This is a genomic window from Paraburkholderia sp. Ac-20342 (assembly GCF_017104985.1).
GTDB lineage: Bacteria > Pseudomonadota > Gammaproteobacteria > Burkholderiales > Burkholderiaceae > Paraburkholderia.
On the sequence record NZ_JAAGPQ010000063.1, the window covers coordinates 1 to 25,799 of the forward strand.

Below are 25,799 nucleotides of genomic sequence, written 5' to 3' on the forward strand. Positions count from 1 at the left end.
GCCGCGCCTGCACCCGCTGCCGCACCGAAGGCCGCCGCGCCTGCGCCGCAGGCCGGCAGCTATGCCGGCGGCGCCGACATCGAGTGCGACATGCTCGTGCTCGGCTCGGGCCCGGGCGGCTATTCGGCGGCGTTCCGTTCCGCCGACCTCGGTATGAAGACCGTGCTGGTCGAGCGTTATTCGACGCTCGGCGGCGTGTGTCTGAACGTCGGCTGCATTCCGTCGAAGGCGCTGCTGCACACCGCGCTCGTCATCGACGAAGCGGCTGATCTCGCCTCGCACGGCATCACGTTCGGCAAGCCGCAGATCGATCTCGACAAGCTGCGCGACTTCAAGTCGGGCGTCGTCAAGAAGCTGACCGGCGGCCTCGCAGGCATGGCGAAGGCGCGCAAGGTCGAAGTCGTGACGGGCACCGGCGCGTTCGTCGATCCGTACCACATGGAAGTGCAGACCGAGGGCGGCAAGAAGGTCGTCAAGTTCAGGCAGGCGATCATCGCCGCGGGTTCGGAAGCGGTGAAGCTGCCGTTCATTCCGGAAGACCCGCGGGTGGTCGATTCCACCGGCGCGCTCGAACTGCGCCAGATTCCGCAGCGCATGCTCGTGATCGGCGGCGGCATCATCGGTCTGGAAATGGCGACCGTGTACTCGACGCTCGGCGCGCAGATCGACGTGGTCGAAATGCTCGACGGCCTGATGGCCGGCGCGGACCGCGATCTCGTCAAGGTCTGGGAGAAGTACAACAGCAAGCGTTTCGCGAACGTGATGCTGAAGACCAAGACCACCGCCGCCGAGGCGAAGGACGACGGCATCTACGTGTCGTTCGAAGGCGAGAAGGCACCGGCCGGGCCGCAGCGCTACGACCTCGTGCTGGTGGCCGTCGGCCGTACGCCGAACGGCAAGCGCATCGGCGCGGAGAAGGCCGGCGTGGCGGTGACGGAGCGCGGCTTCATCGAAGTCGACCAGCAGCAGCGCACCAACGTGCCGCACATCTTCGCGATCGGCGATATCGTCGGTCAGCCGATGCTCGCGCACAAGGCGGTGCACGAGGGTCACGTGGCAGCTGAGGTCGCGCATGGCGAGAAGGCGTACTTCGACGCGATGCAGATTCCGTCGGTGGCTTACACCGATCCGGAAGTGGCATGGGCCGGCAAGACGGAAGACCAGCTCAAGGCCGCCGGCGTCAAGTTCGGCAAGGCGGTGTTCCCGTGGGCCGCGTCGGGCCGCGCGATCGCCAACGGCCGCGACGAAGGCTTCACGAAGCTGCTGTTCGATGAAGAGACGCATCGCGTGATCGGCGGCGGTATCGTTGGTCTCAATGCGGGCGATCTGATCAGCGAAGTGTGCCTCGCGATCGAGATGGGCGCGGACGCGACGGATATCGGCAAGACGATCCATCCGCATCCGACGCTCGGCGAATCGGTCGGCATGGCTGCGGAGTTGTATGAAGGCGTCTGTACCGATCTGCCGCCGGTGAAGAAGAAGTAAGACGGTTCGGCTTGCCTCGTCGCGATCGCGCGAGGCGGGTCGAAGCGGTCAATAAAAAAAGCGCGCTCCTTGCGGAGTGCGCTTTTTTTCATGGCTGGGGAATGCGGCAGAGCAGGGCGCAAGCGTTGCGTGAACTGCACGCATGCATCGTTTTCCGCATTCACCCGGCGGCGACGGCGGGAAAAAAAATCCCGGCAGTTGCGCCGGGCAAACGATACGTCATTTCAACGTATCGGAGCGTTCGGCCAATCAAACCGTGAAAGCGACGCCCCGACGAATGCGGGGCGTGGACGGATGTGAAACTTAGACCGTCTTCTTGGCTGCGCGCGAAGCTTGCGCGGCGGCTTGCGAAGCGGCCTTCGACGCGGCCGTTGCAGCTGCGTTGAAGTTGCTTTCAGCGATTTCGACAGCCTGGCGGGTTGCCTTGTGGACCGTTTCGTACGTCGTGTTGGCAGCGGTGATCGCCGACTTCATCACGGCGACAGCGGTTTCCGAACCAGCCGGTGCGTTCTTCGCAACGTTTTCGACGAGTGCCTGGACCTTGCGGTTTTGTTCTTCGAATTGGGCTTCAGCGACGCGGGTGAATTCGCCTTGCGTTGCCGAGACGATTTCGTACACGTGACGGCCATACGACAGCGCCTTTTCAGCCACCGGCTGCGCGAGGCTCGCTTGCAGGGCCAGCAGTTCTTGTGCGTCCTTCACCGACAGCGCGCGCTGGGTGTTTTCCTGGCTTTCCGCGAGCGTCGACTTCACGACTTGCAGGTTCAGTTCAACCAGCTTTTCGACGCCTTCGAATGCTTTGGTCGTCAGGCCGAACAGGGTTTCGAAATTGGCTTTCTGGGCTGCGGCGAATTGCTCGGGGGTCAGCAGAGTCATGGTTTACGCTCCTGGATCGCGGTCTGTCTGTGCGGACCGCATTGGGTTAGTGGCGAGACGCAGGTGATCGTCTGCCTGGACCGCGATGTATTGTGCATCGCAGCAATGGTTCCCATTTTAAGATCGCTTCAAAGATTGTCAAGTATTTTTTGTGCGTCGCACAATATTAAGAAAGTGCTGATAAAACAATACGTTATGCGGTAGGCATGTCATACATGTGACGCAGAATGATTTGATCGTTGCACCGCGTCGATGCGAGATAAAGCACTCCATGCCCTCGTTTCGCGGAATTATTTTTCCTGCGGCCGGTGACGATGCTGGTGGGGGAGCGAGCATGCGCCCGCAAAAACCGGCAAAATTGCGTTCGATGTAAACCACAAACTGCTACGGAACGTTAAGCGTTCATGACAGTCGAACGCGCGTTGTCAGCTTCGGCAGATGCTTAAGAAATATCTGTCGCCAAGCCACAACGCCCTCGCGGCACGGCGCTGCGGTACGCGCCGATGCCTGACCGTATTTCCCCGGATCAAGGTTGTCTCGAAATTGTCGTTATGCTGCAAGAATCTCCTCGATTCTTGCGCATGGCCGCAATGGCGGGACATGGCTAGCGACGATCGTTTTTTTCGATCGAGTCGCGGCACTTATTTGCGTTTTCGCGATCGGAGCTTACAAGCCGGTTTAAGGAGCGCGTATAAGTGCTTCAAATTGCTAATTTTTCGTTGCTTTACTACACTTGCGGAAACCTCTCGCCGCTCCCTATCGAACACCCATGAAAACCGACATGTTTTCGTCGCTGAAAGTGATCCACGGCGCGGCGCGCAGCACCGCTCTGTCGGTGGCCGTCTCCCTGGCCGTCGCAACGGCGTTTGCCGCGCCTGTCAACACTTTTGCAGCTACGACTGCCGCAACCGCAAAAACTTCCAAACACGTCAAAACGGCTAAAACCGCCAAAAAGCCGGCCCCGGCAGCCGCCACCGCGAAGGTGTCGAGCCGCTCGGTCAAGGCAGGCAAGGGCGCGGTCGTCAAGGCGGCCGCCGCCGAGGACGAAGCACCGCGCGCGGGCGCGCACCGCAAGCGCGTGACGTTCGCGGCGAACGGCCGCCATCACTCGGCCGTGCGTCGCGTCGCGTATGAGCCGCGTTCGCCTTCGGTCGGGCAGGCTTTCGGTCTGCACGAAACGCCCGACGCGCTGATGCTGCGCTCGAGCGTCGCCTACGTGATCGACCAGAATAGCGGCGAGCCGCTCTTCGACAAGAACTCGCGGGCCGTTGTGCCGATCGCATCGATCAGCAAGCTGATGACCGCGATGGTCGTGCTCGATTCGAAAGAGCCGATGACCGATCAGATCGAAGTCACCGACGAAGACCGCGACTACGTGAAGAACACCGGCTCGCGTCTGTCGGTGGGCTCGGTGCTGTCGCGCGAAGACATGCTGCATATCGCGCTGATGGCGTCGGAAAACCGTGCCGCGGCCGCGCTGTCGCGCTATTACCCGGGCGGCCGCCCGGCGTTCCTCGCCGCGATGAACGCGAAGGCGAAGCAGCTCGGCATGACCGACACGCATTTCGAGAGCCCGACCGGCCTGACGAGCATGAATGTGTCGACCGCGCGCGATCTCGTGAAGATGGTCAACGCGGCGTATCAGTACCCGCTGATCCGCAAGTTCTCGACCGATCACAGCTACGAGGTGTACACGGGCAAGCGCACGCTCGCCTACAACAGCACGAACGCGCTCGTGCGCAACCCGACGTGGGACATCGGTCTGCAGAAGACCGGTTTCATCAACGAGGCGGGTGAGTGCCTCGTGATGCAGGCGACCATTCATGGCCGTCCGATGGTGATGGTACTGCTCGACTCGTCGGGCAAATACTCGCGTTTCGCGGACGCGGCACGTCTGCGCACGTGGATCGACAACGGCGGCGGCGAGCAGCCGCGCATTACGAGCGCCGATGCCGGCGGTTCGGGTATCTGATGTCTGAACGATTGCCGTAGCCGGTTTTCGGACCGGCAGCGCGTACCGGTAGCGGTGATCCTGCAAGAAAAAAGCCTCGCGAATGCGAGGCTTTTTGCATGGCGCCGGGAAAGGTGCCGCGGACGGCGCGGCCGCGTTTCGTCGACTCCCGCTACGTATGCTGGCCGTGCGAGTGCGAATGACCCTGCTGCGGGTGCGGCCGATAACCCAGCGCTTCCGAAATCATCAGTGCGGTCTGACTCAGTTGCCCGAGCCACGAGTCCTGCAGGCGATCCGCCGGCGCCGATAGCGACAGCCCCGCGACGAGCTTGCCGGTATCGTCGTAAATGCCGGCTGCGATGCAGCGCACGCCGAGCTCCAGCTCCTCGTTATCGCGCGCGCAGGCCTGCTGGCGCACATGCGACAACTCGCGTTCGAGTTTCGCCAGATCGGTGATGCTGTTCTGCGTATGGCCGGAGAGGCCGGTACGCGTGGCATACGCGCGCACGCGGGTCGCTTCGTCGGCAGCGAGGAACAGCTTGCCGACCGAGGTCAGATGCAGCGGCGCGCGTCCGCCGATGGCCCGCACCACCTGCATGCCCGAACGTTCCGAATACGCACGCTCGATATAGACGATCTCGTCGCCCTGACGCACCGACAGATTCACGGTCTGCCCGGTCTGCCGATGCAGTTCGCGCATCGGCGTGAGCGCCGCGTCGCGCACCGAGAGGCGCGCCTTCACCAGATTGCCCAGTTCGAGCAGGCGCATGCCGAGGCGGTAGGTGCCGGGGTCCGACCGGTCGACGAGGCGGCACATCACCATGTCGTTCAGGATGCGGTGCGCCGTGGACGGGTGCAGCTCCGTGCGGATGGCGAGTTCTTTCAGGCTGACCGGGTCGCTATGCGCCGCGAGTGCATCGAGCAGGCGCATCATGCGTTCGATCACCTGGATCGAAGTTTTGGGATCCGGGTTCGTATCGCTCATATGAGAATCGGTAGATGCGTCAAACAGCGAAAGCCGATTGTATCTCGTATGGTGAAAAAAGCGAACGCGCTTCGAAGCGCTCCTCGAATCCGCCGCGCGCCGCGTCCTATGCCTTCTGGCCGTTGGTGTTGCGCGGCAAACAGCGGATAATCAGGGACGTTTCCCCGAAGGAGGGTCCATGCGAGTCGGATTGTTCGTCACCTGTCTGATCGACCTGATGCGTCCCGAAATCGGTTTTTCGGTCATCAAGCTGATCGAAGGCGCCGGTTTCGAGGTCGCGGTGCCGCCCGCGCAAACCTGCTGCGGCCAGCCCGCGTATAACTCGGGCGACCGCCGTCTCGCGCGCGATCTCGCCGAGAAGACCCTGCGCGAATTCGAGCAGTTCGACTACGTGGTGGTGCCGTCGGGCTCGTGCGGCGGCATGATCCGCGCGCACTACGGCGACCTGTTCGGCGACGATCCCGAACTGATGAACCGCTTCGGCCGGCTGCGTGCGAAGGTGTTCGAGCTGACCGATTTTCTCGCCAACGTGGCGAAGGTGCAGTTGCAGCCGGGCCGGTTCGAGGGGCAGGTGACCTATCACGACTCGTGCTCGGGCCTGCGCGAACTCGGCGTGAAAGCGCAGCCGCGCGAGCTGCTCGCGCAGGTGGGCGTCGCGGTGACGGAGATGCAGGGCTGCGAACATTGCTGCGGCTTCGGCGGCACCTTCGCGGTCAAGTACGGCGACATCTCGACGGCGATCGTCGACGAAAAATGCGCGAACATCGCCGCGAGCGGCGCAGGCACCGTGGTGCTCGGCGACCTCGGCTGCATGCTCAATATCGAAGGGCGCCTGCGTCGCAACGGGGATTCGACGACGCGCGTGCTGCATATCGCGCAGGTGCTGGCCGGCGACGTGCAATGAGCCGCGGGCCGCGGCGCGCCGCCCGCCATGTGCCGCTTACGCTTCTTTTTGGCGCGCGTGTTTGAGGCGTGCGCCTCGCTCCGATTCCGTCCAAGGCTGCCATGCAAGTTCAATCGATGCAGTTCAAGGCTCGCGCCGGTCAGAAACTTGCCGACCAGCGCCTGCAGCAGAACCTGACCAAGCTGTCCACGAAGTTCGTGTCGGCGCGCGCCAGCGCGATGACCGAGATCGACTTTTCCTCGACCCGCGCCGCGCTCAAGGAGCGCCGCAATCGCGCGCTCGATAATCTCGACGTGTGGCTCGAAACCTTCGAGCGCGAGGCGGCCCGCCGCGGCGTGACGGTGCTGTTCGCCGAGACGACGCAGGAGGCCGCGCGGCTCGTCGGAGATATCGCGCGCCAGCATGACGTGAAGAAGGTGATCAAGACCAAGTCGATGGTCACAGAAGAAATGCGCCTGAACGAAGTGCTCGGGCAGATGGGCGTGCAGTCGATCGAAACCGATCTCGGCGAATACATCCTGCAGATCAACGACAACGAGCCGCCGAGCCACATCATCGCGCCGGTCGTCCACAAGGATAAGGACGAGATCGCCGACCTGTTCGCGAAAACGCACGGCCGCCCGCGTCTGACCGAGATTCCCGACATGACGCGCGAAGCGCGCGAGATGCTGCGCCCGCACTTCCTGAGCGCGGACATGGGCGTGACGGGCGGCAACTTTATCGTCGCCGAAACGGGCTCGGTCGTCGTCGTCACGAACGAGGGCAACGAAGGCATGTGCACGGTGATGCCGCGCGTCCATGTGGCCGTCACCGGTATCGAAAAAGTGCTGCCGACGCTCGAAGACCTGGCGACCGCGATGCGTCTGCTGCCGCGCTCGGCGACGGGGCAAACCACGTCGAACTATTTTTCGATGCTGACGGGGCCGCGCGGAGCAGGCGATCAGGACGGGCCCGAGCATATGTCCGTGGTGCTTGTCGACGGCGGGCGCACGGGGCTCATCGGCGGCGACTTTCAGGAGATGCTCCGCTGCATCCGCTGCGGGGCGTGCATGAACCATTGCCCGGTTTATCAGAAGGTCGGCGGCCATGCCTATGGCTGGGTCTATCCGGGGCCGATGGGCTCGGTATTGACGCCGAGCTATGTCGGCATCGACAAGGCGCTCGATTTGCCGCAGGCGGCGACGCTATGCGGGGAGTGCAATAGCGTGTGCCCGGTCGGCATTCCGCTCTCCGACCTGTTGCGCAAGTTGCGCGAGAAACAGACGGAGCGGCGTCTGCGGCCGTGGAAGGAGCGAGCGGGGCTGGCCGTGTGGGGTTGGCTGGCGTTGCATCCCGATGTCTATGCGCTCGTCACCAGGCTTGCGGTGCGCGTGCTCGAACGCATGGGTGGACGCAAGCGCTCGATTGCCAAACTGCCGCTCGGCGGCGCGGGCTGGACCGATACGCGCGATATGCCGGCGCCGGTGGGACGTACGTTCAGGGAGTTGTATGCGGCGCAGCGCAGCCATATCGGCTGAGCGGGCTGTCGTGATGGGCCGGGAGTTTGCCTGACGCTTGTTCTGTTCTGGCCGTTCAGCCGTTGCGGCGGCGCTGGCGCGCATAAGCGCCAGCCGCCGGCCTGACCTTCAGTGGTCGTTCATCTGCCCGGAGTGACGCGGGGAGTTTCTGCCCCACGAGCCGCCGCCATGTCCGCCGCCGTTGCCGCCTTGCTGCTGGGCTTGCGGTTGCCCCGGCGGCGGGCCGCCCGCGCCCGGACGGGGGCCATTCCATCCACCTGGTCCGCGGGGGCCGCCAGCCGCGCCTTGCGGCGGCGGTCCGCCGTGCGGCTGGCCCGGGCCGCCACCATGGTCGCCATGGTCGCCATGATCGCCATGGTGCCAGTCGTTGTCGTTCGGTCGGCCTCGGTCCGGATATCCGTGATAGCCCGGGCCCGGCCCATAGTAGCGTTCCGGTCCCGGGTAATTGCCATATCCCATGTAGACATTGGTTTGCGGCACGACGGCTGCGCCGGGCGCGTAGCCGTCATAGCCTTCGTAGCCGCTATAGCCGTATCCGTTGCCGTACATCGGCGTGCCGTCCGGATAGACCGCGCAGCCGCCGAGCAGGGCGGCCACCACGAGGCCGGCGAGAGGTGCAAGACGTTTCATTGGTTGGATCACGTGCAAGGTACCAGGAAATGCTGATGTAAGAATGAGACCCGTATTATCGCCGCCTGTCACGCGAGCTTTGTATGTATTTGTAAGGTCTTCTTTTTCATGCCTTTATGTTCGATCGTGGGGCGAAAGAACCAGCAACTGACTGTTCTATTTCAAGCAACGATCTATCTCGCCAGATCCGGTTTTTCCCGATTGTGAATTTCTATAGCATTTGGGCTGGGAATAGTGGGTCACGAGCCCATGTGTCCCTTAATCGGAAAACGACATCATGAAAAAGACAATATCGGTGTACTGGCCCCTCGTCATTGTTGTGTCTCTCGCCGCGCTCGCCTATCTGCACATTTGCAGCAACGCCGCCTCGCGTGCGTCGCAGTCTCCGCTCGATGCGAACCATCTGACGGCGGAACTCGCGCGCGCGGTTTCGTACGGCATGATCGACGCTGCGTCGGCGTTGCCGGTCAAGCCTGTGCCTGCCGCGACGGCGATACCGCTCTCCGAGGCATCGTAAGCGCGCACCGTCGCAAGCGCTGCGGCTCGCAGCAGGGCGCATGGCTTGCATGGCATGTATCACGCCCGGCGCGATTGTGTCGAGGTTTGTATAATCGCGACGCAATTTGCTCAACGCTATCGGCCCCGCGCGTGGCGCAGTCGCACTTGAATATCCGCAGATGAAAACTGTGTCCGTGTGTTTCGTTTGTCTCGGCAATATCTGCCGTTCGCCGACGGCGGAAGGCGTGATGCGTCACCTCGTCGACGAAATGAAGCTCGCGGACCGGATCCTGGTCGACTCGGCCGGCACCGGCGACTGGCATATCGGCGAGGCGCCCGACGAACGCGCTCAGCAGGCAGCGCGCCAGCGTGGCTACGAGTTGGCGACATTGCGCGGCCGGCAGATCACGGTCGCGGACTTCGAGCGCTTCGATCTGCTGATCGCCATGGACGAGCGCAACGTCGCCGCGCTGCATCAGCTTTGTCCCCCGGCGCAGCGCGACAAAATCCGTCTGCTGCTGGAATTCGTGCCGCAGACCGAGAGCCGCTGGGCCGGCGCGCGCGAAGTCGTCGATCCCTACTTCGGTGGCGCGGCAGGTTTCGAGCAGGTGCTCGATCAGTGCGAGGCGGCCTGCCGCGGCTTGATCGCCGCGCTGCGCCCGCAACTGCTCGCCTAGGAATTGCCAGCGTAAGTCGGGCAGCGCCCGCCGCGCACCTTGGCGCAAGCCGGCAAAGACCGCACCGGGCGGCAAAAAATACGTCGCTCAATTAAGCAAACGACACAAATCGCGTCAGCCATACTTGACTAAATCGCTCATGTATTTATACTTGACAAAACTTGTCGAGAATCGCGGTTCCCACATCATATGAGACTCACCACGAAAGGCCGTTTCGCCGTCACGGCGATGATCGACCTGGCGTTGCGCCAGGAGCAGGGCCCGGTGACGCTTGCGGGTATCAGCCAGCGCCAGCACATCTCCCTGTCTTATCTCGAGCAGCTGTTTGGCAAGCTGCGCCGTCACGAAATCGTCGAGTCCGTGCGCGGGCCGGGCGGCGGCTACAATCTCGCGCGCCGTGCCGAAAACGTCACGGTGGCCGACATCATCATCGCGGTCGACGAACCGCTCGACGCCACCCAGTGCGGCGGCAAGGGCACGTGCGAAGGCACCAAGCAGCACGACGGCCATTGCATGACGCATGAGCTGTGGTCGACGCTGAACCAGAAAATGGTCGAGTACCTCGATTCGGTTTCGCTGAAGGATCTGGTCGACCAGCAGCGCTCGCGCGAAGGCGCGCCGGCGGTGCTGCGCGACAGGCGTACCGATGCGCCGGCGGTCGAGCCGGTCCGCGTGGCGCCGAAAGGGCCTAATTCCGTTTTCAACATGGCCGGTTCCTGAAGGCGCGGCAGCGAAATACGACACCCGCCGTCCCATAGAGAACCCAGAAGCCAGAGCACATGACGTCCCCGGAGCAATTGATGAACAACGACTCTCTCCATCTGCCCATTTACATGGACTACAGCGCCACGACGCCGATCGATCCGCGCGTCGTGGACAAGATGATTCCGTATCTGCGCGAGCAGTTTGGCAACCCGGCATCGCGCAGCCACTCGTACGGCTGGGACGCGGAGCGTGCGGTCGAGGAAGCGCGCGAGCAGGTCGCCGCGCTCGTGAACGCCGACCCGCGCGAGATCATCTGGACCTCGGGCGCGACGGAGTCGGACAACCTCGCGATCAAGGGTGCCGCACACTTCTACAAGAGCAAGGGCAAGCACATCATCACGGTGAAGACCGAGCACAAGGCCGTGCTCGACACCTGCCGCGAACTCGAGCGCGAAGGCTTCGAAGTCACGTATCTGGACGTGAAGCCCGACGGTCTGATCGACCTCGACGTGTTCAAGGCCGCGCTGCGCCCGGACACGATTCTCGTCTCGGTGATGTCGGTGAACAACGAGATCGGCGTGGTCCAGGACGTCGAGGCGATCGGCGAGATCACGCGCGAGAAGGGCATCATTTTCCACGTCGACGCGGCGCAGGCCACCGGCAAGATCGAGATCGACCTGCAAAAGCTCAAGATCGATCTGATGTCGTTCTCGGCGCACAAGACGTACGGCCCGAAGGGCATCGGCGCGCTCTACGTGCGCCGCAAGCCGCGCGTGCGCATCGAGGCGCAGATCCACGGCGGCGGCCACGAGCGCGGCATGCGCTCGGGCACGCTCGCGCCGCACCAGATCGTCGGCATGGGCGAGGCGTTCCGTCTCGCGCGCGAAGAGATGGCGACCGAAAACGAGCGCGTGCGCATGCTGCGCGACCGGCTGCTGAAAGGCCTCTCGGAAATCGAGGAAGTGTATGTGAACGGCGACATGGAAAAGCGTATCGCGCACAACCTGAACATCAGCTTCAATTTCGTCGAAGGCGAATCGCTGATTATGGCGGTGAAGGACGTCGCGGTGTCGTCGGGTTCGGCGTGCACGTCGGCTTCGCTGGAACCGTCGTATGTGCTGCGCGCGCTCGGCCGCAACGACGAACTCGCGCACAGCTCGATCCGCTTCACGGTGGGCCGCTTCACGACCGAGCAGGATGTCGACTACGTGATCAACCTGCTGAAGACGAAGATTTCCAAGCTGCGCGACCTGTCGCCGCTGTGGGAAATGCACAAGGACGGGATCGATCTGTCGACCATTCAATGGGCCGCGCATTGACGCGCCAGTTGGGCGATGTGGGATACCCCGTTCATCGGATTGCAGGTTGAAACGAATCAAGGAGTGTAATCATGGCTTATAGCGACAAGGTCCTCGACCACTACGAAAACCCGCGCAACGTCGGTTCCTTCGCGAAGGACGACGACGCGGTCGGTACCGGCATGGTCGGCGCGCCGGCCTGCGGCGACGTAATGAAGCTGCAGATCCGCGTCGGCGCGGACGGCATCATCGAAGACGCGAAGTTCAAGACCTACGGCTGCGGCTCGGCAATCGCATCGAGCTCGCTCGTCACCGAATGGGTGAAGGGCAAGACGCTCGATCAGGCCATGTCGATCAAGAACACGCAGATCGCCGAAGAACTGGCGCTGCCGCCGGTGAAGATCCACTGCTCGATCCTCGCGGAAGACGCGATCAAGGCCGCGGTCGCCGACTACAAGCAGCGTCACGGCGAAGCAGCGGTTGCCGAAGACGGCAAGGCTGCCTGAGTCTCGCGAGAGTCGTTGAACCGCTGAGTCACCGTGTGTCAGGCGCGCGTTGCATGCGCGCCTGACACACGGTGCGCGCGGCGCGGCACCCGCGTCGCGCACGCATTGCGCAATTGAGAAACGCTATGGCAATTACGTTGACCGAAAAGGCAGCACAGCACGTCCAGAAGTATCTGATCCGGCGCGGTAAGGGCATCGGGTTGCGCGTCGGCGTGCGCACGACCGGTTGCTCGGGCCTCGCCTACAAGCTCGAGTACGTGGACGAACTCGCGCCCGAAGATCAGGTGTTCGAGACGAGCGGCGTGAAGGTCGTGGTCGACCCGAAGAGCCTCGCCTATATCGACGGCACCGAACTCGACTTCGCGCGCGAAGGGCTGAACGAAGGCTTCAGGTTCAACAACCCGAACGTGAAGGACGAATGCGGTTGCGGCGAGTCGTTCCGCGTGTAGGTTCGGCGGTTTTCCGCGTGCAGCGGATGAAAGGCGGCGCGGGCCGCCTTTTTAGTTTGATCCGCGTACTTCCCGAGCGTGTTTTCAGATCGCACTCCGGTGCGCTTTCATCAACGGACTTTTAATCCGATGGCCTCGCTGAACGACAGCCACTTCGACCTGTTCGATCTGCCCGCGCAATTCGCGCTCGATGCCGCCGCGCTCGATCACGCGTATCGCACCGTGCAGGCGCAGGTGCATCCGGACCGCTTCGCGGCGGCCGGCGACGCGCAAAAGCGCATCGCCATGCAATGGGCGACCCGCACGAACGAGGCGTATCAGACGCTGCGTGATCCGCTTAAGCGCGCGACTTATCTGCTGTCGCTGCGCGGCATCGACGTCGGCGCGGAGAACAACACGGCGATGGAGCCGGCCTTCCTGATGCAGCAGATGGAATGGCGCGAGAACATCGAGGACGCGGCCGCGGCGAAGAACGTCGACGCGCTCGACGCGCTGCTCGCCGAGCTGCGCGACGAAGAGCGCCGGCGCCTCGACAAGCTCGGCGCGTCGCTCGACAGCGGCGCCAATCAGGCGGCGGGCGAAGCCGTGCGGCAGTTGATGTTCATCGAGCGCGTCGCGTCGGAAATCGGCGCGCAGATCGAGCGGCTCGAGGGATAGCGCGGTTTCGCGCACCACAGAAAAACCAGAGCGGCCGCGAGCCGCGGTATCACACCCCAGCAACGCGAAATTCAGGACGGGGCACCACGTCCCCGAGAAGATCCAGATGGCCTTACTGCAAATCTCCGAACCCGGCATGGCGCCGGCGCCCCACCAGCGGCGTCTCGCAGTCGGTATCGATCTCGGCACCACCAACTCCCTCGTCGCCGCTGTGCGCAGCGGCGTGCCCGATGTGCTGCCCGACGAAGACGGGCATGCGCTGCTGCCCTCGGTGGTGCGCTATCTCGAACAGGGCGGCCGTCGCATCGGCCGCAAGGCGAAGGCCGAGGCGGCGAGCGATCCGCGCAACACGATCGTCTCGGTCAAGCGCTTCATGGGCCGCGGCAAAGCGGAAGTGGAGGGCGCCGAAAACGCGCCGTACGATTTCGTCGACGCACCCGGCATGGTGCAGATCCGCACCGTCGACGGCGTGAAGAGCCCGGTCGAAGTGTCGGCCGAAATTCTCGCGACGCTGCGCCAGCGCGCCGAAGACACGCTCGGCGACGAGCTGGTCGGCGCGGTCATCACGGTGCCCGCGTATTTCGACGACGCGCAGCGCCAGGCCACCAAGGACGCTGCGCGTCTCGCGGGCCTGAACGTGCTGCGGCTGCTCAACGAGCCGACCGCGGCCGCGATCGCCTATGGTCTCGACAACGGCTCCGAAGGCCTCTACGCCGTGTACGACCTCGGCGGCGGCACCTTCGACCTGTCGATCCTCAAGCTCACGAAAGGCGTGTTCGAAGTGCTCGCGGCCGGCGGCGATTCCGCGCTCGGCGGCGACGATTTCGACCACGCGCTCTATCGCCACGTGCTCGCGCAGGCGGGCATCGCGCCGCAAACGCTCGCGCCGCAGGACGTGCGTCTGCTGCTCGACGGCGTGCGCGACGCCAAGGAGGCGTTGTCGAGCGCGCCGCAGGCCAGCCTCAAGGCAACGCTTGCGAACGGCACCGCGCTCGATCTGACGATCGACGAGGCCATCTTCGAGACGATCACGCAGGAGCTGGTTCAGCGCACCTTCGGTCCGACGAAGAAGGCGCTGCGCGACGCGAAGGTTGCGACGAAAGACATCAAGGGCGTCGTGCTGGTCGGCGGCGCGACGCGCATGCCGGTGATCCGCCGCGCGGTCGAAGCGTTCTTCGGCCAGCCGCCGCTCGTCAATCTCGACCCGGACCAGGTCGTCGCGCTCGGCGCGGCGATCCAGGCCGATCTGCTGGCCGGCAATCGCGGCGCGGAAGGCGACGAGTGGCTGCTGCTCGACGTGACCCCGCTGTCGCTCGGCGTCGAGACGATGGGTGGCCTGACCGAGAAGATCATCCCGCGCAACTCGACGATTCCGGTCGCGCGCGCGCAGGATTTCACGACCTTCAAGGACGGACAGACCGCGATGGCGATTCACATCGTGCAGGGCGAGCGCGAACTCGTGAGCGACTGCCGCTCGCTCGCGCGCTTCGAATTGCGCGGCATCCCGCCGATGGCGGCCGGTGCGGCGCGCATTCGCGTCACGTATCAGGTCGATGCGGACGGCCTCCTGTCCGTGTTCGCGCGCGAGCAGACCTCGGGCGTGGAGGCATCGGTCGTGGTCAAGCCATCCTACGGTCTCGCCGATGACGACATCGCGCGCATGCTCGAAGACAGCTTCTCGACCGCCGAGGTCGACATGCGCGCGCGCGCGTTGCGCGAGGCGCAGGTCGAAGCGCAGCGTCTTGTCGAGGCGACCGACGCGGCGCTTGCCGCCGACGCCGAACTGCTCGACGACAGCGAACGTGCGGCGCTCGACGCGCTGCTCGCCGCCTTGCGCAACGTCGCGCAAAGCGACGACGTGAATGCGGTCGAAGCGGCCACCAAGGCGCTCGCCGAAGGCACGGACGAATTCGCCGCGCGCCGCATGAACAAGGGCATCCGCCGCGCACTGTCGGGTCGCAAGCTCGACGAGATCTGAGCGCGGCGTGAGCGGTGTGAATGGCGGCACGCGGCGGGCGAGCCCGTCATGCGCCGCACCCGCGAAGTCCCGTGGAACCATCCTCGGGCGACTGGAACAACCGAAGCGCGCCTTGCGGACTTAAAAAGTCCGCAAGGCGCCAGTAGAATGGCACGGAGCCTGCACGGCATCGCTGGCAGCCACCGTGCCTCAGACCCAAACGGAAACCGTATGCCTCAAATCGTTGTGCTGCCTCACGTCGAACTGTGTCCGGATGGCGCCGTGATCGACGCCGTTCCCGGCAAGAGCATCTGCGACAACCTGCTCGATCACGGCATCGAAATCGAGCACGCGTGCGAGAAGTCCTGCGCGTGCACGACCTGTCACGTGATCGTGCGTGAGGGTTTCGCCGCCTTGACGCCGTCCGAGGAAGACGAGGACGATCTGCTGGACAAGGCGTGGGGGCTCGAACCGGCTTCGCGTCTGTCGTGCCAGGCGATCGTGCCGGACGAGCAGGATCTGGTCGTCGAAATTCCGCGTTACTCGATCAATCACGCGAAGGAAAACCACTAACAGGAGGACGCAGCCATGAAGTGGACCGATACGCAAGACATCGCGATGGCCCTGACGGACAAGCACCAGGACGTCGATCCTCAGCAGGTGCGCTTCACCGATCTGCACCGCTGGGTGACCGAGCTCGAAGGCTTCGACGACGATCCGAACCGTTCGAACGAAAAGATTCTCGAGGCGATCCAGGCGGCATGGATCGAAGACGCGGATTATTGAGCGCGTTGAATGCGTTAAGTGCTTGTGAGGGGGCGCGGTTCCGTACCCGCTTCCGTGCACTGTGGCGATGATGTTGCGATTAGCCGAAAAAGGCGATTCCAGTCGGAATCGCCTTTTTCGTTGCCGCGGCGGAAAAATAGCCTCGAACCCTAGCTGCGGCCATCAGCCCGCGACCAGCGCGCCGTTTTCGATCCGCACGCGTTGACCTTGCTGGAACGGCGGCGCTTCGTGATACGTGAAGTAGCGCGTCTTGCCGTTCTCCATCCGCACGCGCACCGAATACGCGGTCGAGCTGCGCAGATGCTTTTCGACGGAGTTGCCCGCGAACCCGCCACCGAGCGCGCCGAGCACCGTCATCGCGGCGCGGCCGCCGCCGGCGCCGAACTGGTTGCCGATCACGCCGCCGGCCACCGCGCCGCCGACCGCGCCGATCCCGGTGCCATGGCCCTCATGACGAACGGCCGAAATTGCGACGACCGTGCCGCAGGTCGAGCAATAGGCGGGCTGCGGCGCCGGCTGCTGGGCGTACTGTGGCGCGGCCTGCGCCTGCTGCGCCTGCTGCGGCTGCGCATATTGCGGCTGCTGTGCCGGGACGGCCGGCACAGGCTGCGGGATCTGTGCTGCCTGAGGCGCTTGTCGTTGAGCCGGCGCGTCGACCGGCGCCGCCGAATCGACGATGCCCGGTTGTTGACCTTCCTGCTGCGCTTGCTGTTGAGCTTGCGCTGTGACCTGCGCGGCTTGCGTCTGATCGCTCTGCGCGCCGTTGCTCGACGCTTTCGGGAATACGCCGGTAATCGCCGCCGTGGCGACCAGACTTGCGACGAGCACCGCGCCCGCGGCGGTCGCAATCAGCGGATGAAGACGACGCGGTTGCGTCGGTTGCGTCGGTTGAGTGGGGTTGTCCATATTGGCCTCCGTTTCTGACAGAGCCGGCTTTTCTTGATGCTCGCTCTCGGGTGCTTTCGTTGCTGCGCTTGATGAGATCGAGTGTCAGGCAATTCGCTCGAGGCGGCGTTTCAATTTGTAACCCGGGCGGCGCGGGCAGCGCGCGAGGGCAAGTGGCTGGCGCACGGCGGGCCTTGGGCTGCGCAAGTTTCGAAAACCGGCCTCGCCCGAACTGCCGGGGCGGCATCGCGCAGCTTTTACTACTGGTTACAAACCATCGGTAGCAGAAAACGGTCCTGTTCCCTTTCGAGCGGATGCGAGTGAGTAATACAAAACGCCCGGCAGGGCCGGGCGTTTTCGGAGACGTCTGCGCGGGTCGCATGCCACGAACGGCAACGACCCGCAACCCGCAACGGCAATCAGTCCTCGCGGCGCAGATGCGGGAACAGGATTACGTCGCGGATGCTCGGGCTGTCCGTCAGCATCATCACGAGACGGTCGATGCCGATACCGCAGCCGCCGGTCGGCGGCATGCCGTATTCGAGCGCGCGGATGTAGTCGGCGTCGTAGTACATCGCTTCTTCGTCGCCGGCGTCTTTCTGGTCGACCTGCTTCCTGAAGCGCGCGGCCTGGTCTTCCGGATCGTTCAGTTCCGAGAAGCCGTTGGCGATCTCGCGGCCGGTGATGAACAGCTCGAAACGCTCGGTGATGCCTTCCACCTTGTCCGACGCGCGCGCGAGCGGCGACACCTCGATCGGGTAGTCGATGATGTAGGTCGGCTCCCACAGTTGCGACTCGGCGGTCTCTTCGAACAGCGCCAGTTGCAGCGCGCCGACGCCCGCATTGAGGAACTGCGGCTGCGACGCGTCGACGCCGAACTTCTTCAGCTCGGTGCGCAGGAACGCGCTGTCGGCGAGTTGCTCGCTCGTGTATTGAGGCGCGTATTTCTGGATCGCCTGCGTGATCGTGAGCCGATGAAACGGCTTGCTCAGATCGAGCTCGCGGCCCTGATACGTGATCGTGGCCGTGCCGAGCGCGTCGATCGCGGCCTGGCGGATCAGGCGTTCGGTGAAGTCCATCAGCCACGTGTAGTCGGTGTAGGCCGCGTAGAACTCGATCATCGTGAATTCCGGGTTGTGGCGCACGGAGACGCCCTCGTTGCGGAAATTACGGTTGATCTCGAACACGCGCTCGAAGCCGCCGACCACGAGCCGCTTCAGATACAGCTCGGGCGCGATGCGCAGGAACATCTGCATGTCGAGCGCGTTGTGGTGCGTCGAGAACGGCTTGGCCGCCGCGCCGCCCGGAATCGGGTGCAGCATCGGCGTTTCGACTTCCATGAAGTTCGCATCGGCCATGTACTTGCGGATCGACGAAATCGCCCTGGTGCGCGCGATGAAGGTCTTGCGCGTTTCCGGCGTGACGATCAGATCGACGTAGCGCTGGCGGTACTTCATTTCCTGGTCGGCGAGACCGTGGAATTTGTCGGGCAGCGGACGCAGCGACTTCGACAGCAGACGCAGCTCCGTGCAGCGCACCGACAGCTCGCCCTTGTTGGTGCGGAACAGCACGCCGCGCGCGGCGACGATGTCGCCCATGTCCCACTTCTTGAACGCGTCGTAGGTCTCCTGGCCGACGTCGGCCGGGGTGATGAAGAACTGGATCTGACCCGAGCCGTCGCGCACGGTCGCGAAGCTCGCCTTGCCCATCACGCGCTTGAGCATCATGCGGCCGGCGATCGCGACTTCGAGCGGATTCGCTTCGAGCGCGTCCTTGTCGCTGTGCTCGTATTGCCGCTGCAGGTCGTCGGCGTGATGGGTGGGGCGGAAGTCGTTCGGATAGGCGACGCCGTGCTCACGCAGCTCGCGCAGCTTTTCGCGGCGCTCGGCGATGATCTTGTTGTCGTCCACCTCGGGCGCGGTGTTCGGCTGGGCCGAATTAGGCTGGGTCGGTTCGGTCATGATGATGTGGTGTTCGGTGGCCCGCGGCGGAGTGCTCCGCGCGGGAGGCCAGTCAGTGTAAAAACCTCAGGCGGTACTGGGAAAACGGGGCAAGCAAACGGACTGCGAGCAAAGACGGCAATCGGGGACCGCAGGCCGGCGGCGAGCCAGCGGCGCAGGCCATGCCATGCCATGCCGCCCGCGCTTAGACGCCCTGTTTCAGGCTCGCGCTGATGAACGGATCGAGGTCGCCGTCGAGCACGCTCTTCGTGTTGCTGATTTCGACGTTGGTGCGCAAATCCTTGATGCGGCTGTTGTCGAGCACGTACGAGCGGATCTGGTGACCCCAGCCCACGTCGGTCTTGCCGGCTTCGAGCTTGTCCTGCTCGGCCTGACGCTTGCGGATTTCCGCTTCGTACAGGCGCGATTTCAGCATCGCCATCGCTTCGGCGCGGTTGCGGTGCTGCGAGCGGTCGTTCTGGCATTGCACGACGATGCCCGACGGCATGTGCGTGATCCGCACCGCGGAGTCGGTCTTGTTGATGTGCTGACCGCCCGCGCCCGAGGCGCGATACGTGTCGATGCGCAGATCGGCCGGGTTGATGTCGACTTCGATCGAGTCGTCGATTTCCGGGTACACGAACACCGACGAGAACGACGTATGGCGGCCGCCCGACGAGTCGAACGGCGACTTGCGCACGAGCCGGTGCACGCCGGTTTCGGTGCGCAGGAAGCCGTAGGCGTATTCGCCTTCGATCTTGATCGTCGCGTTCTTGATGCCGGCCACGTCGCCTTCGGTCTGTTCGAGCACTTCGGTCTTGAAGCCCTTGCGCTCGCAGTAGCGCAGATACTGGCGCAGCAGCATCGAGGCCCAGTCGCACGCCTCGGTGCCGCCGGCGCCGGCCTGGATGTCGAGAAACGCGTTGTTGGGGTCAGCCGGGTTCGCGAACATCCGGCGAAATTCCATGTCGGCGACGCGCGCCTCGATGGCTTGGGCATCGCCCTCGCAGGCGGCGAGCGTGTCGTCGTCGCCTTCCTCGCGCGCCATCTCGAACAGGTCCTGGGCGTCGCGCACGTCGTTCGTGATCGACGTGAGCTTGCCGACCGTGTCGTCGAGCAGCTTCTTTTCCTTACCGAGTGCCTGGGCGTGCTTCGAGTCGTTCCAGACGTCCGGGTCTTCGAGTTCGCGGTTGACTTCGATTAGACGCAGTGCTTTGTCGTCGTAGTCAAAGATACCCCCGTAGGTCGTCCGCGCGCTTGCGCAGGTCGGCCAGAGAGGCTTCGATCGCGTTGAGACGTTCCGCTTCCATGTCGATCTTTTATAGCTTCGTAAAAAAGGTGAAATTATAGCCGATCGGCACGCCGCGCCGGAGCCTTCGGGGCAATCCGGCGCGTGTTCGCAGTTGATTTTGCGGAGATTTTTCGCGGTTTCGCGAAGGACGGCGTGATCTGCCGGGGCGAGCGCGCCATGGGCGGCGGTGGCCGGCGTGCGCTGGCGGCGTCAGCTTGCCGCATGCTCGACGATCAGCTGCACGCGCGACACGCCGTTCCACGTATCGCTTGCGAGCCGGTAGGCGACGGTCGTGCGCGCGGGCAGCGTATCGGTATGGTTGAACCAGATCGCGTTGAAGCGCTGGCGGCCGCGCAACAGCTGCAGCTTCAGGTGCTTGTCCTTCACGAGCGCCTGCGAGGCGACCTCGAACTCGCCCGAAAACACCGGCGCCGGGAAGCCCTGGCCCCACACGGCCGCGTCGAGCATCTCGACGAATTGCGGCGTGAAGTACGCGTCTTCGAGCTCGCCGTCGGTTTCGACGGTGCGCGCGAGCGCCTCTTCGGACAGCCATTCGCGGCCGACCGCTTCGAACGCGGCCGTGAAGCGCGGCACGTCGGCGGCGGCGAGCGTCAGGCCCGCGGCCATCGCGTGGCCGCCGAACTTGACGAGCAGGTCCGGCTCGCGCTTCGAGATCAGATCGAGCGCGTCGCGCAGGTGAAAGCCCGCGATCGAGCGGCCCGAGCCCTTGACGGTGAGGCCGCTGTCGTCGGCGGGCGCGAACGTGAACGAGGGGCGGTGGAACTTCTCCTTGAGCCGCCCCGCGACGATGCCGATCACGCCCTGATGCCAGCCCGGATTGAACAGCGTGATCGTGGCCGTGCCCTCGGGGTTGACCGTCGAGAGATCGTCGAGCGCCTGCTGCTGCATGCCGGCTTCGATCTCGCGGCGCTCGCGGTTCATCGTGTCGAGTTGCTGGGCGAGTTCCCAGGCGCGGCCGACGTCGTCGGTGGTCAGGCATTCGATGCCGAGCGACATGTCCGACAGCCGGCCCGCCGCGTTCAGGCGCGGCCCGAGCGCGAAGCCGAGGTCGAAGCCCGAGGCGCTGCGCGCATCGCGCGCGGCGGCGCGAAAGAGCGCCGCGATGCCGGGCTGCATGCGGCTTTTGCGGATGCGCTGCAAACCCTGCGCGACCAGCACGCGGTTGTTGCCGTCGAGCTTCACGACGTCGGCGACGGTGCCGAGCGCGACCAGATCGAGCAGGCCGTCGAGGCGCGGTTCGGGCAATGCCTCGCCGAACGCGCCGCGGCGGCGCAACTCCGCGCGCAGCGCGAGCAGCACGTAGAACATCACGCCGACGCCGGCAAGGCACTTGCTCGGGAACGTGCAGCCCGGCTGGTTCGGATTGACGATTGCGCGCGCGGCGGGCAGTTCGTCGCCGGGCAGGTGGTGGTCGGTGACGAGCACGTCGATGCCGAGCGCGTTGGCGGCCGCGACGCCGTCGACGCTCGCGATGCCGTTGTCGACCGTGATCAGCAGATCGGGCTTGCCGGCCGCGCCGCACGTTGCCAGATCGACGATCTCCGGCGTGAGTCCGTAGCCGTGCTCCATGCGGTTCGGCACGAGATAGTCGATGCGGCCGCCGAACATGCGCAGCCCGCGCACCGCGACCGCGCAGGCGGTTGCGCCGTCGCAGTCGTAATCGGCGACGACGAGCATGCGGCGCTGTTGCTGGATCGCGTCGGCGAGCAGCGCGGCGGCCGCTTCGCAGCCCTTCAGTTCGGCGGGCGGCACGAGCCGCGCGAGGCCGGTTTCGACGTCCTCGGGCAGGCATACGCCGCGTGACGCGTAGAGGCGTGCGAGCACCGGATGCAGGCCGTGGCGGGTGAGGACTTCGGCGTCGACGGGAGAGCAGGCGCGCGTAACGATTCGGGTCATGCGAAAGGGCCGTAGGGGATTCGAAGGGGCTGGCGGTGGGGCGTGTGCCGGGTCAGGCGGGGGCTTATCCGGTGGCGCATGGCATGGTTCAGGGGATGGCTCATGCGGTGGCTCACTCGATGAACAGCGAGGCCAGCACGCGCCGTCGCCAGAATTTGCGCAGATCGCCGCGCGTGACCGTCAGCGTCACGGAGCCGGTGTCGCCGCACAGCGTGAGGCCGAGTTCGGCGAGTTCGCCCGCCTGCAAGGCCGCGAGCGCGGGCTCGAACCAGTCGGTCTGCAGCGCGGCGAAGGCCTGGTTCCAGCGCGCCCAGTCCTGTTCGATGTAGGGCGCGGAGAACGGATCGAGTTCGACGAGCGTGGCGCCTTGGCCCGGGCTGCCGGTGCCGCCGACTTTGTCGTTGGCGCTGGCGCCGCCATCATTGCCAGGATTGCCGCCTGAACCGCCTGAACCGCCTGAACCGCCTGAACCGCCTGAACCGCCTGAACCGCCGGTCGACGCGGCGTCAGCGGCGTTTGCCATGTCCGCATGCTTGCCTCTCGTCGCACCGCACCGCGCCGCCGTCAATTCGCCGAACGAAGCGGGCGGTGTGCCCGTCGCCGCGCCCGCGCTTAGCGCGAGGCCGCGCGTGGCCGTGGCATCGGACAACACCTGCGCGAACGGACTGCGCACCGGCCGCGCCGCGCCCTGCGCGTGAAACCAGATCGAATTGACGGCCGGCAGCCCGCGCGCCTCGCGCGCTTCGTTGACCGGATGCTCGAACCATGCCATCTGCACTTCGTTCTGCAGCTTCATCCACGCGCGCGAGCGCTCGCCCGAATGCGCTTCGTGCGGCAGCCAGATTTCGATGTTGCGGCCGCTCGCGCGCAGCGGCGAGGCGCCCGCGAGCGTACCGAACGCGTCGCTCGACAGATACCAGCGCGCCGGCTTCGGCGCCTCGATGCGCACGCCGAGTTCCTCGATCAGTGGACGCGCGACCGCGAGCAGCGCGCTCGCTTCGTCGTCGGACAGGTCGAGCGAAGCGGGATCGATCAGCACGAGGTGGTCATGCGCGATGCGCACGTGCACCGGCTGCACGCAGGCCCATGTCGCGTTGCCGGGTTCGCCGCCGTCGGCGCGCAGCATGTAGGGCGCGAGCGGCGCTTCATCGGCGGCGGACGTCGCGCCGTCGGGCAGCGCGCCGAATTGCCGGGCGACCCAGCGCTCGTGCGGCAGCGTGCGCTGAAAATCCTCGCCGACCATGCGTTCGACGAGCGTCGCGCGCGCGATCAGCTTGTCGAGCGCCGGGCAGCGGATGTCGTGGAGGGCGGTGGAGGCGTCGGCCGCGGCGGGCAGCGCGAACGGCAGCAGAAGGTGGAGGCGGTCGGCAGGCATGATGTTGCGCATTGTAGGGTAAAGAGTGCGAATATTTCGACCGGAACGCTCACCGCGAGGCGGCCACGGGGCAGGTTGTAAGGCAGGACGATGCCGGATCGGATCGATATCGGACGGGCATGCCGGACGCACATAAGCGGGGTCAGTCAGCCGGGCGGTCCGGGCGCCTCGCGTGAGCCGGGCGAACCGGAGCGAACCCCGGCCCGCCCGTGCCGCGCTTGCAGGACTAGCAGGACAGGCGCGCGCCATACGGTTCTGCGCCACGGGACACGACCGGCACGGCCGTTGCGGGCCGTTGCATTATCCGGCGCCATTTGTATGGCAAACTTCGCGCTTGATCGCAGAAGGCGGTGGCCGCGCTTCGCACCCCACGCGGAACGATCCGCGCCGCCGCGAGCCCAACGATCACGACGCCCGGGCCGCACGGCGGGCGCCACGCGCCGGTGGTGCACAGCACTCAGTCGAAGAACGCAGAAAAGGATTCGCTTGAAATTTCCCTACGAATGGCAGATTGGCTGGCGCTACACGCGCGCCGGCAAACGCACGACCGGTAACGGCTTCATCTCGTTCATCGCGCTGGTGTCGATGTCGGGCATTGCGCTCGGCGTCGCGGCGCTGATCGTCGTGTTGTCGGTGATGAACGGCTTTCAGAAAGAGGTGCGCGACCGCATGCTGTCGGTGCTCGCGCACGTCGAGATCTTTTCGCCGACCGGCTCGATGCCCGACTGGCAACTGACCGCGAAGGAAGCGCGGCAGAACAAGGAAGTGATCGGCGCGGCGCCGTACGTCGAGGCGCAGGCGCTGCTCACGCGCCAGGACGCGGTGAGCGGCGTCGCGCTGCGCGGCGTCGAGCCGACGCTCGAACCGGAAGTGTCCGACATCGGCAAGGAAATGAAAGGCGGCAAGCTGACCGACCTCGTGCCGGGCGACTTCGGCATCGTGCTCGGCGCGGACCTCGCCGCCAATCTCGGCGTGCAGGTCAACGACAAGATCACGCTGGTCGCGCCCGAGGGCACGATCACGCCGGCCGGCATGCTGCCGCGCCTGAAGCAGTTCACGGTGGTCGGCATCTTCGAGTCGGGGCATTACGAATACGACAGCACGCTCGCGCTGATCAACATCAAGGACGCGCAGGCGCTGTTCCGGCTGCCCGCGCCGAGCGGCGTGCGGCTGCGCCTGACCGACATGCAGCGCGCGCCCGAGGTCGCGCATCAGCTCGCGCGCACCCTGTCGGGCGATCTCTACATTCGCGACTGGACGCAGCAGAACAAGACCTGGTTCTCGGCCGTGCAGATCGAAAAGCGCATGATGTTCATCATCCTCACGCTGATCATCGCGGTCGCGGCGTTCAACCTCGTGTCGTCGCTCGTGATGACCGTGACCAACAAGCAGGCCGACATCGCGATCCTGCGCACGCTCGGCGCGCAGCCCCGCTCGATCATGAAGATTTTCGTCGTGCAGGGCGTGACGATCGGCTTCATCGGCACGGCGACGGGCGTCGCGCTCGGCTGCCTGATCGCGTGGAGCATTCCGTGGCTCGTGCCGATGATCGAGCATCTGTTCGGCGTGCAGTTCCTGCCGCCGTCGGTGTACTTCATCAGCGAGCTGCCGTCCGAGCTGATTCCGGCCGACGTCGCGCGCATCGGCATCATCGCGTTCGTGCTCTCGGCGCTGGCCACGCTCTACCCGAGCTGGCGCGGCGCGAAGGTCCGTCCGGCGGAGGCGCTGCGCTATGAATGACCGCCTTGCCCATTCTTCAACCGAATCGTCCATGACCGCTCAGGCCCCCGCGTCGTATCCGTACGTGCTCGAAGCAACCGGCATTTCCAAATCGTTCGTGCAGGGCGGGCTGAACGTGCGGGTGCTCGACAATACGCAGCTTTCCGTGCGGCGCGGCGAGAAGCTCGCGATCGTCGGCGCGTCGGGCTCCGGCAAGAGCACGCTGCTGCACGTGCTCGGCGGTCTCGACGATCCGAGCGCGGGCCAGGTGTCGGTGCTCGGCAAGCCGTTCACGAAGCTCTCCGAGCGCGAGCGCAACGATCTGCGCAATCGCGCGCTTGGCTTTGTCTATCAGTTTCACCATCTGCTGCCGGAATTTTCCGCGCTCGACAATGTCGCGATGCCGCTGCGGATTCGCCGCGAGACGACCGAGGCCGCGCGCCGCGAGGCGCTTGCCGTGCTCGAACAGGTCGGCATGGGACATCGCGCCAAGCATCGGCCGGGCGAGCTGTCGGGCGGCGAGCGCCAGCGCGTCGCGATCGCGCGGGCGCTGGTCACGAAGCCCGCCTGCGTGCTCGCCGACGAACCGACCGGCAACCTCGACGGCGGTACCGCCGACACGGTCTTCAACCTGATGCTCGAACTGTCGCGCACGCTCGAAACGAGCTTCGTGATCGTCACGCACGACCCGGAACTGGCCGGGCGCTGCGACCGCATCATGCGGCTGCGCGACGGCGTGCTGCACGAGGAGCCGCCGGTACCGGTTTGAGTGCGCGGGGGCGCGCCCGCCG

24 protein-coding genes are annotated in these 25,799 nt (G+C 65.1%); 16 read left to right on the top strand and 8 right to left on the bottom strand.

What is annotated here, in order from left to right:
• Positions 1–1,485 (top strand): dihydrolipoyl dehydrogenase (lpdA, locus tag G3N58_RS23160; RefSeq protein WP_206000316.1); only part of this gene is annotated, 1,485 nt, incomplete at its 5' end.
• A gap of 303 nt (positions 1,486–1,788) precedes the next feature.
• Here lpdA and G3N58_RS23165 read toward each other — a convergent pair.
• A complete protein-coding gene (locus G3N58_RS23165) occupies positions 1,789–2,361 on the bottom strand; it encodes a phasin family protein (protein ID WP_085480624.1) in 573 nt (190 codons plus the stop codon).
• Positions 2,362–3,130: 769 nt separating this feature from the next.
• On the opposite strand from G3N58_RS23165, the gene pbpG reads away from it, so the two are divergent.
• Complete coding sequence (pbpG, locus tag G3N58_RS23170) at positions 3,131–4,333, top strand: D-alanyl-D-alanine endopeptidase (protein ID WP_206000317.1); 1,203 nt, start codon at positions 3,131–3,133, stop codon at positions 4,331–4,333.
• A gap of 151 nt (positions 4,334–4,484) precedes the next feature.
• Here pbpG and G3N58_RS23175 read toward each other — a convergent pair whose 3' ends face one another.
• Entirely contained in the window at positions 4,485–5,297 is an 813-nt protein-coding gene (locus G3N58_RS23175; protein ID WP_167285560.1) for an IclR family transcriptional regulator, read from the bottom strand.
• 178 nt (positions 5,298–5,475) lie between these two features.
• Between G3N58_RS23175 and G3N58_RS23180 the strand changes: the two genes are divergently transcribed.
• Together G3N58_RS23180 and G3N58_RS23185 are read left to right on the top strand one after the other, a co-directional pair.
• Positions 5,476–6,201 (top strand): (Fe-S)-binding protein, encoded by a 726-nt coding sequence (locus tag G3N58_RS23180; RefSeq protein WP_206000318.1) that lies wholly within the window; start codon positions 5,476–5,478, stop codon positions 6,199–6,201.
• A 101-nt stretch (positions 6,202–6,302) separates the two neighbouring features.
• Positions 6,303–7,718, top strand: coding sequence for a lactate utilization protein B (locus tag G3N58_RS23185; protein WP_206000319.1), 1,416 nt, complete (start codon positions 6,303–6,305; stop codon positions 7,716–7,718).
• Between the two features lie 108 nt (positions 7,719–7,826).
• Here G3N58_RS23185 and G3N58_RS23190 read toward each other — a convergent pair whose 3' ends face one another.
• On the bottom strand, positions 7,827–8,348 hold the full coding sequence (locus G3N58_RS23190) for a hypothetical protein (RefSeq protein ID WP_206000320.1): 522 nt from the start codon (positions 8,346–8,348) through the stop codon (positions 7,827–7,829).
• A 277-nt stretch (positions 8,349–8,625) separates the two neighbouring features.
• Between G3N58_RS23190 and G3N58_RS23195 the strand changes: the two genes are divergently transcribed.
• The 10 genes from G3N58_RS23195 to iscX all read left to right on the top strand — a co-directional run bounded on the left by G3N58_RS23195 (position 8,626) and on the right by iscX (position 15,881).
• Positions 8,626–8,865, top strand: coding sequence for a hypothetical protein (locus G3N58_RS23195; RefSeq protein WP_167049875.1), 240 nt, complete (start codon positions 8,626–8,628; stop codon positions 8,863–8,865).
• Between the two features lie 160 nt (positions 8,866–9,025).
• A complete protein-coding gene (locus G3N58_RS23200; protein WP_167049877.1) occupies positions 9,026–9,523 on the top strand; it encodes a low molecular weight protein-tyrosine-phosphatase in 498 nt (165 codons plus the stop codon).
• Between the two features lie 189 nt (positions 9,524–9,712).
• Positions 9,713–10,243 (top strand): Fe-S cluster assembly transcriptional regulator IscR, encoded by a 531-nt coding sequence (iscR, locus tag G3N58_RS23205; protein WP_167049879.1) that lies wholly within the window; start codon positions 9,713–9,715, stop codon positions 10,241–10,243.
• 80 nt (positions 10,244–10,323) lie between these two features.
• Entirely contained in the window at positions 10,324–11,547 is a 1,224-nt protein-coding gene (locus tag G3N58_RS23210; RefSeq protein WP_167285565.1) for an IscS subfamily cysteine desulfurase, read from the top strand.
• Between the two features lie 71 nt (positions 11,548–11,618).
• Positions 11,619–12,032 (top strand): Fe-S cluster assembly scaffold IscU, encoded by a 414-nt coding sequence (gene iscU, locus G3N58_RS23215; protein WP_167049883.1) that lies wholly within the window; start codon positions 11,619–11,621, stop codon positions 12,030–12,032.
• A 125-nt stretch (positions 12,033–12,157) separates the two neighbouring features.
• Complete coding sequence (gene iscA, locus G3N58_RS23220; protein ID WP_167049885.1) at positions 12,158–12,481, top strand: iron-sulfur cluster assembly protein IscA; 324 nt, start codon at positions 12,158–12,160, stop codon at positions 12,479–12,481.
• A gap of 129 nt (positions 12,482–12,610) precedes the next feature.
• Positions 12,611–13,138, top strand: coding sequence for a Fe-S protein assembly co-chaperone HscB (hscB, locus tag G3N58_RS23225; protein WP_167049887.1), 528 nt, complete (start codon positions 12,611–12,613; stop codon positions 13,136–13,138).
• 106 nt (positions 13,139–13,244) lie between these two features.
• Positions 13,245–15,116, top strand: coding sequence for a Fe-S protein assembly chaperone HscA (gene hscA, locus G3N58_RS23230; RefSeq protein WP_206000321.1), 1,872 nt, complete (start codon positions 13,245–13,247; stop codon positions 15,114–15,116).
• A 210-nt stretch (positions 15,117–15,326) separates the two neighbouring features.
• A complete protein-coding gene (gene fdx, locus G3N58_RS23235) occupies positions 15,327–15,668 on the top strand; it encodes an ISC system 2Fe-2S type ferredoxin (protein WP_167049891.1) in 342 nt (113 codons plus the stop codon).
• 15 nt (positions 15,669–15,683) lie between these two features.
• Entirely contained in the window at positions 15,684–15,881 is a 198-nt protein-coding gene (gene iscX, locus G3N58_RS23240; RefSeq protein WP_013588918.1) for a Fe-S cluster assembly protein IscX, read from the top strand.
• Between the two features lie 162 nt (positions 15,882–16,043).
• Here iscX and G3N58_RS23245 read toward each other — a convergent pair whose 3' ends face one another.
• From G3N58_RS23245 to G3N58_RS23265, 5 genes are all read right to left on the bottom strand, one after another.
• Positions 16,044–16,787 carry a glycine zipper 2TM domain-containing protein gene (locus tag G3N58_RS23245; RefSeq protein WP_206000322.1) on the bottom strand — a complete coding sequence of 248 codons (744 nt, stop codon included), beginning with the start codon at positions 16,785–16,787 and terminating at the stop codon, positions 16,044–16,046.
• A 398-nt stretch (positions 16,788–17,185) separates the two neighbouring features.
• Entirely contained in the window at positions 17,186–18,727 is a 1,542-nt protein-coding gene (gene lysS / locus G3N58_RS23250) for a lysine--tRNA ligase (protein WP_167285569.1), read from the bottom strand.
• A gap of 184 nt (positions 18,728–18,911) precedes the next feature.
• A protein-coding gene (gene prfB / locus G3N58_RS23255) for a peptide chain release factor 2 (protein WP_167049897.1) occupies positions 18,912–20,016 on the bottom strand; the annotation gives its coding sequence in 2 pieces (ribosomal slippage) (positions 18,912–19,934 and positions 19,936–20,016; 1,104 coding nt in all).
• A 191-nt stretch (positions 20,017–20,207) separates the two neighbouring features.
• On the bottom strand, positions 20,208–21,914 hold the full coding sequence (gene recJ / locus G3N58_RS23260) for a single-stranded-DNA-specific exonuclease RecJ (protein WP_167049899.1): 1,707 nt from the start codon (positions 21,912–21,914) through the stop codon (positions 20,208–20,210).
• Positions 21,915–22,026: 112 nt separating this feature from the next.
• On the bottom strand, positions 22,027–23,301 hold the full coding sequence (locus G3N58_RS23265; protein ID WP_206000323.1) for a regulator: 1,275 nt from the start codon (positions 23,299–23,301) through the stop codon (positions 22,027–22,029).
• A gap of 474 nt (positions 23,302–23,775) precedes the next feature.
• On the opposite strand from G3N58_RS23265, the gene G3N58_RS23270 reads away from it, so the two are divergent.
• Positions 23,776–25,029, top strand: a complete 1,254-nt coding sequence (locus tag G3N58_RS23270) for a lipoprotein-releasing ABC transporter permease subunit (protein ID WP_167049903.1) — start codon at positions 23,776–23,778, stop codon at positions 25,027–25,029.
• Positions 25,022–25,777, top strand: a complete 756-nt coding sequence (lolD, locus tag G3N58_RS23275) for a lipoprotein-releasing ABC transporter ATP-binding protein LolD (RefSeq protein ID WP_205193384.1) — start codon at positions 25,022–25,024, stop codon at positions 25,775–25,777. Before G3N58_RS23270 ends, lolD begins: the two co-directional genes overlap by 8 nt.
• Positions 25,778–25,799: the final 22 nt, after the last annotated feature.

Bases quoted from the DNA above. Each gene is read 5' to 3' on its own strand.
- lolD (WP_205193384.1), top strand. From the start codon at position 25,022: ATGAATGACCGCCTTGCCCATTCTTCAACCGAATCGTCCATGACCGCT.
- G3N58_RS23195 (WP_167049875.1), top strand. From the start codon at position 8,626: ATGAAAAAGACAATATCGGTGTACTGGCCCCTCGTCATTGTTGTGTCT.
- G3N58_RS23210 (WP_167285565.1), top strand. From the start codon at position 10,324: ATGAACAACGACTCTCTCCATCTGCCCATTTACATGGACTACAGCGCC.
- iscX (WP_013588918.1), top strand. From the start codon at position 15,684: ATGAAGTGGACCGATACGCAAGACATCGCGATGGCCCTGACGGACAAG.
- lysS (WP_167285569.1), bottom strand. From the start codon at position 18,727: ATGACCGAACCGACCCAGCCTAATTCGGCCCAGCCGAACACCGCGCCC.
- hscA (WP_206000321.1), top strand. From the start codon at position 13,245: ATGGCCTTACTGCAAATCTCCGAACCCGGCATGGCGCCGGCGCCCCAC.
- G3N58_RS23190 (WP_206000320.1), bottom strand. From the start codon at position 8,348: ATGAAACGTCTTGCACCTCTCGCCGGCCTCGTGGTGGCCGCCCTGCTC.
- iscR (WP_167049879.1), top strand. From the start codon at position 9,713: ATGAGACTCACCACGAAAGGCCGTTTCGCCGTCACGGCGATGATCGAC.
- G3N58_RS23265 (WP_206000323.1), bottom strand. From the start codon at position 23,301: ATGCGCAACATCATGCCTGCCGACCGCCTCCACCTTCTGCTGCCGTTC.
- iscU (WP_167049883.1), top strand. From the start codon at position 11,619: ATGGCTTATAGCGACAAGGTCCTCGACCACTACGAAAACCCGCGCAAC.
- G3N58_RS23175 (WP_167285560.1), bottom strand. From the start codon at position 5,297: ATGAGCGATACGAACCCGGATCCCAAAACTTCGATCCAGGTGATCGAA.
- fdx (WP_167049891.1), top strand. From the start codon at position 15,327: ATGCCTCAAATCGTTGTGCTGCCTCACGTCGAACTGTGTCCGGATGGC.
- G3N58_RS23200 (WP_167049877.1), top strand. From the start codon at position 9,026: ATGAAAACTGTGTCCGTGTGTTTCGTTTGTCTCGGCAATATCTGCCGT.
- G3N58_RS23180 (WP_206000318.1), top strand. From the start codon at position 5,476: ATGCGAGTCGGATTGTTCGTCACCTGTCTGATCGACCTGATGCGTCCC.
- iscA (WP_167049885.1), top strand. From the start codon at position 12,158: ATGGCAATTACGTTGACCGAAAAGGCAGCACAGCACGTCCAGAAGTAT.
- recJ (WP_167049899.1), bottom strand. From the start codon at position 21,914: ATGACCCGAATCGTTACGCGCGCCTGCTCTCCCGTCGACGCCGAAGTC.
- G3N58_RS23245 (WP_206000322.1), bottom strand. From the start codon at position 16,787: ATGGACAACCCCACTCAACCGACGCAACCGACGCAACCGCGTCGTCTT.
- G3N58_RS23185 (WP_206000319.1), top strand. From the start codon at position 6,303: ATGCAAGTTCAATCGATGCAGTTCAAGGCTCGCGCCGGTCAGAAACTT.
- pbpG (WP_206000317.1), top strand. From the start codon at position 3,131: ATGAAAACCGACATGTTTTCGTCGCTGAAAGTGATCCACGGCGCGGCG.
- hscB (WP_167049887.1), top strand. From the start codon at position 12,611: ATGGCCTCGCTGAACGACAGCCACTTCGACCTGTTCGATCTGCCCGCG.
- G3N58_RS23165 (WP_085480624.1), bottom strand. From the start codon at position 2,361: ATGACTCTGCTGACCCCCGAGCAATTCGCCGCAGCCCAGAAAGCCAAT.